The 13353-nt window shown below is 52.1% G+C and carries 13 protein-coding genes; 9 read left to right on the top strand and 4 right to left on the bottom strand.

The genetic code is table 11. The features are described 5' to 3' along the window. Positions 1-44: 44 nt before the first annotated feature. On the bottom strand, positions 45-380 hold the full coding sequence (psb28, locus tag HJG54_RS27475; RefSeq protein WP_036000358.1) for a photosystem II reaction center protein Psb28: 336 nt from the start codon (positions 378-380) through the stop codon (positions 45-47). Between the two features lie 81 nt (positions 381-461). Next, entirely contained in the window at positions 462-2726 is a 2265-nt protein-coding gene (locus HJG54_RS27470; RefSeq protein WP_316432419.1) for a DUF1565 domain-containing protein, read from the bottom strand. A gap of 228 nt (positions 2727-2954) precedes the next feature. On the opposite strand from HJG54_RS27470, the gene HJG54_RS27465 reads away from it, so the two are divergent. The 6 genes from HJG54_RS27465 (at position 2955) to glgB (ending at position 8890) form a co-directional block, all read left to right on the top strand. After that, on the top strand, positions 2955-3398 hold the full coding sequence (locus HJG54_RS27465) for a hypothetical protein (protein ID WP_316432418.1): 444 nt from the start codon (positions 2955-2957) through the stop codon (positions 3396-3398). A 75-nt stretch (positions 3399-3473) separates the two neighbouring features. Continuing rightward, positions 3474-3827: a YtxH domain-containing protein gene (locus HJG54_RS27460; protein WP_316432417.1), complete on the top strand. Its 354-nt coding sequence runs from the start codon at positions 3474-3476 to the stop codon at positions 3825-3827. Positions 3828-3833: 6 nt separating this feature from the next. Next, a complete protein-coding gene (locus HJG54_RS27455) occupies positions 3834-4451 on the top strand; it encodes a hypothetical protein (RefSeq protein ID WP_316432416.1) in 618 nt (205 codons plus the stop codon). Positions 4452-4617: 166 nt separating this feature from the next. Then, the gene (locus HJG54_RS27450; RefSeq protein WP_316432415.1) at positions 4618-5418 is read left to right on the top strand and encodes a TPM domain-containing protein; all 801 of its coding nucleotides are present in this window, start codon (positions 4618-4620) and stop codon (positions 5416-5418) included. Between the two features lie 126 nt (positions 5419-5544). Beyond that, positions 5545-6174 carry a precorrin-8X methylmutase gene (locus HJG54_RS27445; RefSeq protein WP_036000363.1) on the top strand — a complete coding sequence of 210 codons (630 nt, stop codon included), beginning with the start codon at positions 5545-5547 and terminating at the stop codon, positions 6172-6174. A 370-nt stretch (positions 6175-6544) separates the two neighbouring features. Further along, on the top strand, positions 6545-8890 hold the full coding sequence (gene glgB, locus HJG54_RS27440) for a 1,4-alpha-glucan branching enzyme (RefSeq protein WP_316432414.1): 2346 nt from the start codon (positions 6545-6547) through the stop codon (positions 8888-8890). A 181-nt stretch (positions 8891-9071) separates the two neighbouring features. On the opposite strand, the gene HJG54_RS27435 is transcribed toward glgB, so the two are convergent. Both HJG54_RS27435 and HJG54_RS27430 read right to left on the bottom strand, forming a co-directional pair. Continuing rightward, positions 9072-9872 (bottom strand): COP23 domain-containing protein, encoded by an 801-nt coding sequence (locus HJG54_RS27435; protein ID WP_316432413.1) that lies wholly within the window; start codon positions 9870-9872, stop codon positions 9072-9074. 252 nt (positions 9873-10124) lie between these two features. After that, positions 10125-10322, bottom strand: coding sequence for a hypothetical protein (locus HJG54_RS27430; RefSeq protein ID WP_316432412.1), 198 nt, complete (start codon positions 10320-10322; stop codon positions 10125-10127). Positions 10323-10833: 511 nt separating this feature from the next. Here HJG54_RS27430 and HJG54_RS27425 point away from each other — a divergent pair. The 3 genes from HJG54_RS27425 (at position 10834) to HJG54_RS27415 (ending at position 13347) form a co-directional block, all read left to right on the top strand. Continuing rightward, positions 10834-11454, top strand: a complete 621-nt coding sequence (locus HJG54_RS27425) for a DUF1802 family protein (RefSeq protein ID WP_316432411.1) — start codon at positions 10834-10836, stop codon at positions 11452-11454. A 4-nt stretch (positions 11455-11458) separates the two neighbouring features. Continuing rightward, positions 11459-11674 carry a hypothetical protein gene (locus tag HJG54_RS27420; protein WP_316432410.1) on the top strand — a complete coding sequence of 72 codons (216 nt, stop codon included), beginning with the start codon at positions 11459-11461 and terminating at the stop codon, positions 11672-11674. A gap of 74 nt (positions 11675-11748) precedes the next feature. Next, positions 11749-13347: an AAA family ATPase gene (locus HJG54_RS27415; protein WP_316432409.1), complete on the top strand. Its 1599-nt coding sequence runs from the start codon at positions 11749-11751 to the stop codon at positions 13345-13347. Positions 13348-13353: the final 6 nt, after the last annotated feature.

The following is a 13353-nucleotide window of genomic DNA, read 5'->3' as shown; positions in this document are numbered from 1 at the left end:
CCGCACTACAGCATCACCTGGCGTAGTACTCACTCGTACCTTGCTTAAGCTTTACTAAAGCCTAGGCCATTCTCTTCTGCATAGCGCTCCATGAACCGCATAAACCGATCCCATTCGTCAACACTCTTCATGATGTAAACGGCTTCCAGCGCCTCTGGCTGACCGTTAATGAATTTGGCTTTAACCTCTCGCGTCATGATTTCGCCTTCTTCATCAATCAGGTACATGCCCGTAATGTCTTCGGTGCTGTCGTTGCTGAGTGCTCTTGGCTTCTCAAAATAGAAGGTGGCAGTACCGTTCGTGCCATCTTTAGAACGGGTCAGCCGCACATCGGGCACAACATCTTCGGTGATTCCTTTGGAGAATTGAATTTCAGCCATGCTTCTTTTTACAGTTTTTACAGTTACTTATTGTGAACTTAAACTTATCTTCCCATCTTTCCAGCCCAGACCGAAATGTTCTCAGCGTTGCTGCCAGACATATCGGAAAATGCCGTTGGCAATTGGTCGGGCCAAGTAGCGGTGATAGGCCAAATTAGTCAGACTTGTTCCATCGATGCTGCCGCTGATATAGCCAACTTCGACATGAACTGCTGGTACAGGCGACTGCCGTAGGGTGGTGAAATGAGCAGCATGAACCCCTCGGTCTGCAATATCTGCTGTTCGGGTCAGCGCTTTGTGAATAGACCAGGCTAGTCGCATGCCCTCGGAAGAATCTGGATGGTAATAGGTCTCAACGCCATTGATATCCGACCGATTGGCCAGACTGCCATTGGCATGAATGCTGATCAAGGCAACGGCCTGATGCTGCTTCGTCACCTCGACGCGCTCGGCAGGGGTCAAATCGCGGTCCTCTGAGCGAGTCAGCACCACTTCAATGCCCTGCTGCTGGAGAAAACTGGCAACGGCCTGCGCCACTGACAGCACAATCGTTTTTTCCTCTAGTTTCGGTGTTTCTGGGGGTTCAGGCATTCCTGGCATTCCTGGCATTCCAGCCATTATCTCTGGCGATATTTCCGGCATCATTCCCGCTGGTATTCCACTGCTGGGCAGCATTGGCGGCAGCTCGGCGGCCAGACCGGGTGGCATGACTCCAGCCGGAAGGGGCGACATTGATACGCCTTCCATTGGCAGCATTTCCAGCAGGGGTGGCTGACTACCCAGGGTCTCTTGGGCAGCTTCGCGTTGTTTCGGTCGGGTTGTAACACCTGGATCGGTGCCACCGTGGCCCGGATCAAGGACAACCACCGGCGGACGCTTAATCGGCATTGGCCCAGAGGGTTTGCTAATCGCAACGATAGGCCGCAAAATCGCTGGTGTATCGATGGCTAGGGACTGCCCCTTGGCTACCAGCGCTTGATAGAGCATCGCAGCGGCCTCTGCACGAGTTAGACAATGCAGCGGTTTGAGGCAATCGGGCTGCGGAGAAACCACCAAGCGATGCTGAAGGGCGGTGGCCATAGCCAGGGTCTGAGCACTGGGAATTTGCGCTCGGTCATGGTAACTACTCAATAAGCTAGGATGGCCCCCTGTCAACTGAGCCGCATTCACCAATTGAACAATGGCCTCTAGGCGCGTCAGGGGATTGGGTTTGGCAGAAGTGTTATCTGAAGTGTTATCTGAGGGAAATCCAGCAGTTTGTAACCAGGTCGCAAACTCCCCAGCTGAGAGGGGAGCATCTGGGTGAAAGTGCTCATCGGCTAGGGAAATCAGGCGGCGATCCAGCAACGGTTGGACTAGGGCTGCGGCCCAGTGCCGTTTGAGGTCAGCGGGGGCATGCAGGGGAGCCGCAGGGGAAACCGGGGAAACCACATCAGACTGGACTGCTCCTGTTTTGGGCGAGCGGATGGTAAGAAATTCTACGGCACCCTCAACATGAGCCGGATTCAATTGATTGCCGCTGCAGATTAGCTTAGCTGGCGTAGCGTTGCGCAGATCGAAGCGTTGATTACCTCGGAAGCGGTTACCAGCCGGGTCATAGAGGTTGCCTAAATCAGGGTTGGCTTGTCCCGACACGACTAATCCATCCTCGCGGTTCTGGGCCAGCACATTGCCGCGCAAGATCGGCGCAGCCGCACCCGATAGCACCATGCCACAGCGGTTCTCATAGATCTGATTGCTAACAATCCACGGCGCGGCCCGATCGCTGATGACAATACCAAAGCCGTTCAGCCGCCAGACGTTGTTACGAATTTCGCCTCGAGCGTTCCGCACCAAAGTCAAACCGCTGGCTTGATTGTCCTGAAACACGCAGTTCATGATGGTTGGATTGGCCTTGCCTGTCACCAACAGTCCTTCCCGATTGCACTGGGCCAGCGTACACCCGGCTACGGTTGGAGTCGCAGACTCGATCCAAATCCCTGTTCCCTTGGTTGCTGGGTTTGTTACCGTCACGCCTTGCAATTGTCCATCTCCTTGCAGCACAATCGTTACCGCCTGCGGCCCAAACGACAGGCTATGATACACACCACTGCCGATCACCACCACACCAGTGCCCTGCGTCGCTGCATTACCAATCACCAGTGCCCCGTCTGGAATCACCAGCGGAAACACTTCACCTGTTTCCACACTATAGGTGCCTCGACTGAGCTGGATCACACTGTTGGGTCGGAGCTGTTGTAGCGCCCGGGTTAGAGTCTTGAAGGGATGCATCGAATCCCCGGTAGCCGTATCGTCGCCGTTAGTGGGGTGGACATAAATTTCGTTGGATATTTGCAGTTGCTGCATGGTTTCTTCCTAGCCCTGTCGTCCCTGTGCTTGTGATTCTAGTCGCAATTTAGCCAGCAGCATCCAGATTGGCGCGTTTCTTTGTGCCAAGATTTCAGAAGTGAGTTGTCCTGCTTGGCTTCAGATCTTTCCAGGATGTTATGGGTATGATTGAGCCAGCGCCTGTATTCCCAGCGCTTGCTGCCCAGGCTAGCATTCTCAACAACGCAAGCTACCAACGCTCACACCATGCTAACGACGGTTTTAATCCTGAATGGGCTGATTACCGGATTCTGCTGGTATTTCACTTGGCGCATCTGGCGGTGGCAGCGCCGGTTGGCTAGGGTGACTCAGGCTCTAACGATGGCTGAACGCCATACCCACAATCGACTGTGTCATGCGCCAGCAGCAATTTTACAAGGACAGGATAATATTCAGCAGTTGCGGAGCCAGTATCAGCAAGTTTTATTGCAATTTCAGCAGCTGAAACAGATTTTGGCCCTGTTGGGATTGGGGCGATTTGTCTATCAGCTTTATGCCAACAGGGAGAGAAATGCTAGAGAAAATGCCAGGAGGAATGCCAATCACGGCAGCAGACCAGACAAGCTTGCAGGGAATGGCGATCAGACGCAAGGACGAGGTCCGTTCGTTAAAACTGCCGTTAAAACTGCAAAACCAAAACTGACTCTTTAGACTGATATCAAGTAGGCTGGTTTCAAAGCAACTGGAAAGCAATTGGATCAAATTTTGCAATTAGGGTAGAGGCGTATGTCAGAAAATCGATCTGGCTCTGGCGGACTGTTTGTGGGTGGCCTGCTGGTGGGAGCCGCCGTCGGAACGGTAGTGGGTTTGCTGTTTGCACCCAAGCCGGGACGGGAAACGCGCCAGCTCCTGAAAAAATCTGCCGATGCGTTACCAGAACTCGCAGAAGATTTATCTGCCAGTATGCAGCTTCAGGCCGATCGGCTCTCTGGCACAGCGCTACGCAACTGGGATGACACCCTAATGCGGCTGCGAGAGGCGTTGGCGGCAGGAATTGAAGCGAGCCAGCGACAGCGGGAGCTAGAGCAACAGGCTGCTTCCTCTCCCGAACCTAAAGCGCAGGATTCTAGTATTGGGTAAGCAACGGTGGCAGATCCGATCTTCTGGTTAGGTTTATCGATGTTGTTGGTGGCTGTCAGCTTAACGGCGGTGCTGATGGCGGCACTACCTGCATTTTTGGAATTAGCCCGTGCCGCTCGTAGTGCCGAAAAGCTATTTGACACCCTCAATCGCGAGTTGCCACCCACTCTAGAAGCGATTCGGCTGACGGGAATCGAAATCACTAATCTCAGTGACGATGTCAGCCAAAACGTGCAGAACGCAGGCCGGATTGTCGATCAAATCGATCAGAGCATTAGCGGTGTGAAGCAACAGGCCAGACAGGCGCAAGTCACCACTCGCAGTTTAGTAGCCGGGTTTAGAGCGGCATGGGAGACCCTTAAACAGCCCACCTTGGCTCAAGATATCGATCCGGAGCCAGATTCTGAGGCAGCGGCAACAGCAACTCCCCAGCTCAATCGGGCTGTTGCATCGTTAAATTTGCCCCAGCCTAATCGAAATCGAGGGCCTAAACCTGAACCGCTCCCCTATCCCCAACCCATTGCTGAGCCTCTGAACCAACCGGGCACTGTTGCGTCAGCACCTGGATTAGAGGCTGAGTTAAAGACTCAACAAAAGCCAAGTCAACGGCGTTCTGAGGAATGACAACCGTTGCAAATTGCTTCTGGTATGATTAAATATGAGATTAAGGTAAACAAATGTAAATAATCTCTACTAAGTTTTCATAGTTCTCTGGTTCGCGAATAGAAGCTCGCGAGCTTGCCCACCAGTCTTTACCTGTTCAGATTCACAAGATTTTATTCATTCGCCGATGTCATCTCGATTCTTTCGTTCTCTATCTGGCTTTGCTACAGCGTTGGCTTTAATGCTGGTGATCTGGATTGCCGCTCCCGCGGCCTATGCTTATGACAATCCCGATCTGCTGCCCGACCATCCAACACCGGTGATTGACCTGGCCGACTCCTTGACCACCATTCAGCGCGACGCCCTAGAGAAAGACCTGAACGAGTTTGAAGCGGAAACCGGCTGGAAGCTGCGTGTGCTGACCCAGTATGATCGAACGCCTGGGCGGGCGGTGAAAGAGTTTTGGGGCCTTGATGACCACAGCGTCATGCTAGTGGCTGACCCTAGAGGCGGCAATCTGCTCAATTTCAGCGTCGGAGATGACCTGTTTGAACTGATGCCTCGCACCTTCTGGATTGAGCTGCAAACTCGCTTTGGCAATCAGTTTTATGTGCGGGAAAACGGCGAGGACGCCTCGATTTTGGGAGCGCTGGAGTCGATTAAATCCTGCATCCGGCAGGGAGGCTGTCAGGTGGTGCCTGGCTTACCTCGAGAGCAGTGGATCCTCACTCTGATTACGTCTGTGATTGGCGGGGTGGTGTTTGGTTTTGCGGCTCAGCCCCGCGAACCTGGGAAGGTTTTCTCTTGGCAATGGGCGCTGATCTTTTCGCCGCTCTGGGGAATTCTGTTTATCGCCTTCGGCATTGGCCCGGTGGTGACTCGTACAGCCGACTGGTTGCCTTTGCTGCGAAATGTGGCGGGTTTTGCGCTGGGTGCGTTGGTGGCCTTTCTGTCTCCCATGTTTGCCTCCTCCGCTTCTGAAACGTGAGTCAGGCACAGTAGCAAACACTATAATTTTGCGCCGAAACAAAAACTTTGACATCAAACCCATGCGCTTCTTTCCCAATTAGGGTCTAATGGAGGTGGATATCACTGCTGTGGATTCGGGGTTGCAATGGAGTGGCATACAACAGACGCTCAAAGTTTAAGCATCATCGATAGCGAAATTGGCGAGCATGCGTTTTCGCCTTCAGAGTATGAAATTGTACGCCGCGTTATCTATGCCACCGCGGATTTCGAGTACAAGTCATTGATTCGCTTTTCCGATCAGGCGCTGCAAGCGGGAGCTGCGGCTTTAGCTGCGCGTAGTACGATTATTGTCGATGTGCCGATGGTGCAGGTCGGGATTGCCCCAAGCATCCAGCAAACCTTTGCCAATCCGGTCTATTGCAGCATGGAGACGCTAACCCGCCCTCAGCGGGATAAGACTCAGGCTGCTTGGGGAATGGAGACTCTAGCTCGCCGCTATCCTGAAGGTATTTTTGTGATCGGTCAGTCCCAAACCGCTTTAGTATCGTTAGTGGAGTTAGTTGAGACCGAAGAAATTAAACCTGCACTTGTAATTGGTACGCCTGCTGGTTTTGTGGGAGTCGATGTGGCAGTCGAACGCTTGAAAGATTCGCTGACTCCCCATATTCGGATTGAGGGACGCAAAGGCAGCGCGGTTGTGGCGGCGGCTATTGTGAATGGATTGGTAGATCTAGCCTGGCATGCCTATGGGCAAGAAGGTAACGCCATCGGCTAAACCCAGCCGGAATGGTGGGATCAGCAGGGATCAGCGCGATCATCCTGCAAATAAGGTGCAAAATCTCTCTTTTGGGATTTGAGAGTTGGACCGCAATTTGCTACGCTTTGTTAAGGTTTGTTGTAGATTGTTTATAAAATTTGTGTTTGGTGATATTTCTCGCTGGCTCAGACAGTCTGGCTACTCGGTTCGCTTTGGCTTGCCATTGGCAAGTAGGCTTTTCTTAGCGAAAAATTCCTTGAGCTTTAATAACTAGGGACGGTTTGCCATCAGCAATCTTCCGTTCCTGTGGTAGAAGTGTTCTATCTAAAATTTTGTCGAAACGCCATCTTTATTATTGGTTCAATACTCGATTTAGGCAGGTAACTCCATGTCCATGACCGTTGCTCCCGACCAGATCGATCGAATTGTTTGGAACCAGCACCACGATCCATTTGAAATTCTTGGACCGCATCAGATTCACAATAATGGGAAATCTGCATGGGTTGTGCGAGCCTATCTTCCCCGTGCTAGTGCTGCTTGGGTGGTCTGTCCGGAAGAACGCAAAGAATATTCCATGCATTCGGTACATCATCCCAATTTCTTTGAATGCGTGTTGGAGCAGGATGAACTAGCCAACTACCAGCTCCGGGTCAAGGAAGGCGAGCATGAACGGGTTATCTATGACCCCTATGCCTTTCGCTCTCCTCTGCTGACGGATTTTGATATTCATCTGTTTGCTGAAGGAAACCACCACCGGATCTACGAAAAGCTGGGCGCTCACCTGACGGAAATCAACGGTGTGCAGGGAGTTTATTTCGCCGTTTGGGCACCCAATGCTCGTAACGTTTCGGTACTGGGTGACTTTAACCAGTGGGATGGCCGCGATCACCAGATGCGAGTTCGCAATAACGGCATCTGGGAGCTGTTCATTCCCGGTTTGACGGCTGGTGTCAAGTACAAATACGAAGTTAAGAACCATGCGGGTCACATCTACGAAAAAAGCGATCCCTATGGCTTCCAGCAAGAGGTGCGACCCAAAACCGCATCGATTGTGGCCGATCTGAATGCCTACACCTGGTCCGATGAAGACTGGATGGAAAAACGGCGGCATAGCGATCCGCTGTTAGAACCGATCTCGGTCTACGAAGTGCATTTAGGCTCCTGGATGCATGGCTCCTACGATGATCCAGCCCACACGCCTGATGGGAAAGTGATTCCGCCCGTACCGGTGGCTGACCTGAAGCCAGGCGCACGCTTTTTGACCTACCGCGAACTGGCTGAGAAGCTGATTCCCTACGTCAAAGAACTGGGCTTTACTCACGTTGAGCTACTGCCAGTCAGCGAGCATCCCTTCGATGGTTCCTGGGGATACCAGGTTACGGGCTACTATGCGGCCACCTCCCGCTACGGTACGCCCCAAGATTTCATGTATTTCGTCGATCAGTGCCACCAGAACGGCATTGGCGTGATTGTGGACTGGGTGCCCGGCCATTTTCCCAAAGACGGTCATGGCCTAGCCAATTTTGACGGTACAGCCCTCTACGAATATGGCGACCCCCGCAAAGGCGAGCACAAGGAGTGGGGCACGCTGGTGTTTAACTATGGCCGCAATGAAGTGCGTAACTTCCTGGTAGCCAACGCCCTGTTCTGGTTCGACAAATACCACATCGACGGCATCCGGGTGGACGCGGTCGCGTCCATGCTGTACCTAGACTACCTGCGCCCACCTGGCGAGTGGGTTCCCAACCAGTACGGTGGACGCGAGCATATCGAAGCGGCTGACTTTTTGCGTCAGCTCAACCACGTCATCTTCAGCTACTTCCCCGGCGTTCTCAGCATTGCCGAAGAATCTACGACTTGGCCGATGGTGTCCTGGCCCACCTATGTCGGCGGCTTAGGCTTCAACCTGAAGTGGAACATGGGCTGGATGCACGACATGTTGGACTACTTCCACATGGATCCGTGGTTCCGCCAATTCCACCAAAACAATGTCACCTTCAGCATCATGTATGCCTTCACGGAAAACTTTATGCTGGCGCTGTCCCACGATGAGGTGGTGCATGGCAAGAGTCCGATGATTGGCAAAATGCCGGGAGATGAGTGGCAAAAGTACGCTAACCTGCGCTGCCTCTATTCCTACATGTTCACCCACCCTGGCAAGAAAACCCTGTTCATGAGCATGGAGTTCGGCCAGTGGACTGAATGGAACGTCTGGGGCGATCTGGAATGGCATCTACTGCAATATGACCCCCACCAAAAGCTGAAGTATTTTATGAGCCGGTTGAATCAGCTCTATCGCAGTGAGCCAGCTCTCTACACGCAAGACTTTTCCTTTGATGGCTTCGAGTGGATCGACTGTAGCGACAACCGCCATAGCGTCGTTTCCTTTATCCGCAAAGCCAAGGAAAACCCCGAAGATTATGTGATTGTTGTCTGTAACTTCACTCCCCAGCCCCATTCTCACTACCGGGTGGGCGTGCCAGAATTTGGCTTCTACACCGAACTATTTAACAGCGACGCTCGCGAGTACGGCGGTAGCAATATGGGCAACCTAGGCGGCAAATGGGCTGAGGAGTGGTCGTTCCACAATCGCCCCTACTCGATTGATCTCTGCTTGCCTCCGCTAGGGGTGCTGGTGCTGAAATTGGAGCGGCAAAAAACCCAGGAAGCTCTGAAAGCACGAGAACTGGCCCAGTCACCAGACCAAACTCCAGAGCAGACTGAAACAGATTGACCTTGCGTTACATCCCACCCGTGCATGAACGGCGGACTGAGAAAGTCCGCCCGCATCGGACTAAAGCCGACAGGATCTGTCAGGTGTACTTGAGTGCACTTTTTCTGTAGCTTCATGTTCAGCTACAGGTGGGCTGGCAACGCTTTAGAGCGAATTGATTGTGACCAAAGGCTAAACTCCTCTACCGGAAATTTCCCGGATTGAGGCGAGGGCCGGTTTGGGCGGGAACAGCGGAATTCGTTAATCTCGCGCCAGTACCGCCATCAGCCGGGTCGAGGAAGGGGCGCAGATCGATGCTAGCCGGACTGCTAGACCGCCGTCCTCCGGCCAGATTAGACAAATCGACTCCAATTGCCTGACCGAGTTGGTTCAGAATCCCGTTGTCGCCTCCTTGGTAGGCTGTGGCTGCCGTGGTTTGCTGGCCACTGTCAGCAACGAGTAGGTTATTGAAAATCCGATCTCGCAGGGCTACCGGATCTTGCCCTTGGGGGACCGTCAAGACAATCCGGCAGGACGGCATCGCTTCAGTGGTGACACAGACTGTGTTGTAGCCGTTTTCTAAGCCTGTTTGCAGCTCCAACAGCCCGTCAGGTCGATAGAACTCTAGGCGACGGCTGATTTCATTACAGCGTCGATCTGGACTCCAGCCGCCTCCCATGGCCGTTGGTGTTGCCCAAGGATAGTACTGTCCAGGCTGACTTTGGGGATTGTACATTACCGTGTACTGACCATTTACTACCTGGCAGCTAAACCGGACATCATTGAGATTTTGAGTCGTGGTGGATGTGGGAGAACGCCGAGTCGGAGTTGAGCTTTGAGCCACTGTGGACATGCGGTCGCTCGATGCGCGTTCAAGGTTGAGCCAGTTGGGTCGGGCTTGGGCAGCATTAGCGAAGCTAATCAGGGGGCTACCGCCCAGCAGCAGAGCACCGAGCGACAGGCCAAGGCGTTTTAGGAAAAGAGATGACAGTCGTAGCGACATAGTAGAATCCTCAGATGAGCACTTAAACGAGTACTGAACTTGTTGTGATAAGCAGATGGTGATGAGCACCAAACCTAGATAAAACTAAGCTAACTTCTATAGCACAATGCTGTGGGGCAATTGCCTGGGACAATCCACTTGTTAGCTCTTTATTAGCTCTTTGTATTTGAAGACGTGTCTTGTCTAATAAAAGTGTCAGCGTCACGACAGATTTTGCCGCCGATTTTGCGAAAGTCATTTGCGGCTATTCATCTACTGGTCGAGGGCAATCAGTTTGATCGCCAGTTGCACAAAGCTGCATTCTAGATCTTCGTTTTTGGCTACGTCCTGCGGACAGGCTGCGCCAACAATCACCAGAAACGTTTGACCATTTTGGAGAAGGTAATCGAGGGAACCTTTGAGTTGATTACTGACAACGGGATACTCGACATTGAGGATAGATATTGACACAGCTCCTACCAAGTGGATGATTAACTAGGCTAATCGATAGGAATAATTACTTATTAAAAGCTCATGTGAAGTTTTATGAAAAAGTCTGTGCTGCTTGTTACAATCTTTTCTGGAAAAGGATAAAGCAAGTTTGTAGTTATCCCTAGACCCACTGCCGAATTGGGAACGCGCAGCCAGGGTTTCTTCCAATTGAGAAAACGACGAATCTGTATTTGCTGAAGACTGGCTCTGGGAGGGGTTGGTCTTTTTTTGTGGAAGAGCAGGGGGCGGGGAGCAGGGAAGCAGGGGGCGGGATAAATTGAGTCGAAATCGGTCATTGGTGATATCAAATCCGGTTGATCAGCCAGCGTAGAGACGTTTTGGCAAAACGTCTGTACAACGCAGCATTTAAATTTAGGGCGTTTAGTCGGATTTGATATGATTCGTGCAGCAGAGGCGGTTTCAGTACAATCAAACAAAGGGGAAGGCAGATCCTGAGTAGCGCAATTGCATAGTGCAGGGAGAAACCGTGATGTCAGTCGCTCCAACTGTTACAACAACTACAGTTACAACAACTACAGTTACAACAACTACAACAGTCAAAACGGCTCTGAAGGAATGGGCTGTGGCGGTTCAGGCTTTGAGTCAAGGGGCAACGATTTTGCTATTGCGTAAGGGGGGAATTCGCGAGCAGGGGTTTCAGGTCAACGAACCGCGATTTTGGCTGTATCCAACTTACGAACATCAAAAGCCGCATTTGCTGAAGCCGCCCTATGAGCAGCAGGTGACGCCCGTTGAGTCTGGCTGGCATCCAGAAACTGTGGAAATTGGGGCTTGGGCAGAAGTTACCCATTCCTTTGAAGTCAGCGACGCCGCCGTTGTGGAGTCCCTATTGCCGTTTCACATTTGGACTGCCGATTGGGTGACAGAGCGTCTGAAGTGGAAGCCACGCTTGCCGCTGACGGTGCTATTGCTGCGGGTGTATCGCCTGAATCAGCCTCAAGTGATTCCCTATCGTTCGGAGTATGGCGGCTGCAAATCCTGGATTCAACTGGAATTGGTTCCTCCGCTAGAGGCTACACCGGCCCTGTCTGACTTCGACTATCAGCAGCAGGTGGAAGCTATCAGCCATGTAATTGCAATGGCGGAGTAGGGGTATGGGCATCGAACATCGCCAGTATCGCCAGTCTTTTTTGCCTACGCAGGTAGTTGAACTGCGGCAAATTTGCTTCACACCCGGACGAGTGTTTGAACCGGGCAAGTATATCGCGGGCGACCTGCCGGATATCGCCTTTGAGATGGGACTCGTAGATGCCTTACCACCCGTGCGAGGCAAGAATGCTGAAATCCGTGACAAGAAGCGATCAGAATAGATTGTAATAGCGTAATGGAGCGCTCAACCTAGCTGCAACAGGAGTGTCAACAGGAGTGTCAACAGGAGTGTATTGTGAACTTTAGCCAACTTGTGAATGCCAGATCGGTACGGCAGGAAGCCGAAAGCCTGTACCAGTCGCTCCAACCCCTGTTGAGCCTAGATCCCAGATTTGCAGATTTGATCTTGACCGATTTAGGCGAAATTGTCCGCTTCTGCGGACGCAGTAATGGTGAAATTACTGCCAACGAACTGCTGGCCTACTTGACGATCTATGCTCTGATCAAGCAAGACAGCGAAAAGCTGAATGCCGCCTTCAAAACCTGGGATTTCTCTGAAGCCGATCGCCTTAAGTACCAAAAAATTACGCTGCAACTTTTGCTAGACGCCACCAAAGATCGCAAAACCGACCCGGCCCAGCTCGATGAATTGCTGCTGCCCGCCGTGCTGAACAAACTTGATGAAGCAAAAGGCACCAACTATCTCAAGTCCACCGTCAACGGCATCTACCAATTTGCCCAAGTCATCGTCAAATCCGATGGCACAATTACAATGCAGGAAATGGAAGCCCTATCGCAAGTCTGGCAGCGCCTGCACAACTACCAAACCCTCAACAGCTACCAAGACGGCCTAGCCAAAGTCACCCCCCTCACTCCCCCATCTCCCTCGTTCGGCGAGGCTCACGAGCCGCCACCTTCCTCATCGCCCCCATCTTCCTCACCTTCCCCATCTTCCTCACCTTCCCCATCTCCCCCCCCTCCCGCCCCCGAACAGCCCGCCGCCAAAACACCCGAAGAACTGGCCCAGATCCTTGAGCAGGCATTGGCTGAACTGAACGACCTAGTCGGGATGGAGAACATCAAAGAAGAAGTAAAAACCCTAGCGAACTTTCTCAAGGTCCAGAAGATTCGGGTGGAGCGTGGCTTGGCTACGACTTCGGTGTCGCTGCATTCGGTATTTTGTGGCCCGCCCGGAACGGGGAAAACCACAGTTGCACGCCTGATGAGCCGGATTTTTCAGGGGTTGGGCTTTTTAGAGAAGGGGCATTTGGTGGAAACGGATCGGGCTGGGTTAGTGGCGGGCTATATTGGGCAAACTGCTAAGAAAGTAGATGATATGGTGAATTCTGCATTGGATGGCGTGCTGTTCATTGATGAAGCGTATGCGCTAATGCCAGGAGACAATGGACGCGATTTTGGTCAGGAAGCAATTGATGTCTTGCTAAAACGCATGGAGGATTACCGCGATCGGCTGGTGGTGATTGTAGCGGGATACACCGATGAGATGGCTCAGTTTGTAGAATCGAATCCAGGGTTGAAATCTCGCTTTAATCGTTACTTTTATTTCAATGACTATAAGCCAGAAGAACTGCTGGCAATTTTTGAATCGTTTTGTAATAGGAGTCATTTCAAACTAATAGATGCTACCAGAGACAAGCTGAGGCGCTTATTCGAGGATCTGTATGTCAACCGCGATCGCACGTTTGGTAATGCCAGAATAGTCCGCAATTTATTTGAAAAGAGCATTGAACGACAGGCAAATCGCTTAGCGGTGATGTCGTCCTTGACCGACGAGATGCTGACCACGCTGTTACCCGAAGATATTCCAACCCAGTTCTCTAGCGATCGGTTAGCGGATGCCAAGCGGGAAGCAATTGCTGCGGACGAAGCTTAGCCATGA

This window comes from Leptolyngbya sp. NK1-12, assembly GCF_032598965.1.
Lineage (GTDB): Bacteria > Cyanobacteriota > Cyanobacteriia > Elainellales > Elainellaceae > Elainella.
The sequence above is the reverse complement of the archived record's forward strand: the minus strand, read 5'-3'. Positions and strand labels throughout refer to the sequence as shown.

Excerpts from the sequence above, each read along its gene's own strand:
- HJG54_RS27460 (WP_316432417.1), top strand. The coding sequence starts at position 3,474 with ATGTCAGAAAATCGATCTGGCTCTGGCGGACTGTTTGTGGGTGGCCTG.
- HJG54_RS27465 (WP_316432418.1), top strand. The coding sequence starts at position 2,955 with ATGCTAACGACGGTTTTAATCCTGAATGGGCTGATTACCGGATTCTGC.
- glgB (WP_316432414.1), top strand. The coding sequence starts at position 6,545 with ATGTCCATGACCGTTGCTCCCGACCAGATCGATCGAATTGTTTGGAAC.
- HJG54_RS27420 (WP_316432410.1), top strand. The coding sequence starts at position 11,459 with ATGGGCATCGAACATCGCCAGTATCGCCAGTCTTTTTTGCCTACGCAG.
- HJG54_RS27450 (WP_316432415.1), top strand. The coding sequence starts at position 4,618 with ATGTCATCTCGATTCTTTCGTTCTCTATCTGGCTTTGCTACAGCGTTG.
- HJG54_RS27435 (WP_316432413.1), bottom strand. The coding sequence starts at position 9,872 with ATGTCGCTACGACTGTCATCTCTTTTCCTAAAACGCCTTGGCCTGTCG.
- HJG54_RS27445 (WP_036000363.1), top strand. The coding sequence starts at position 5,545 with ATGGAGTGGCATACAACAGACGCTCAAAGTTTAAGCATCATCGATAGC.
- psb28 (WP_036000358.1), bottom strand. The coding sequence starts at position 380 with ATGGCTGAAATTCAATTCTCCAAAGGAATCACCGAAGATGTTGTGCCC.
- HJG54_RS27425 (WP_316432411.1), top strand. The coding sequence starts at position 10,834 with ATGTCAGTCGCTCCAACTGTTACAACAACTACAGTTACAACAACTACA.
- HJG54_RS27470 (WP_316432419.1), bottom strand. The coding sequence starts at position 2,726 with ATGCAGCAACTGCAAATATCCAACGAAATTTATGTCCACCCCACTAAC.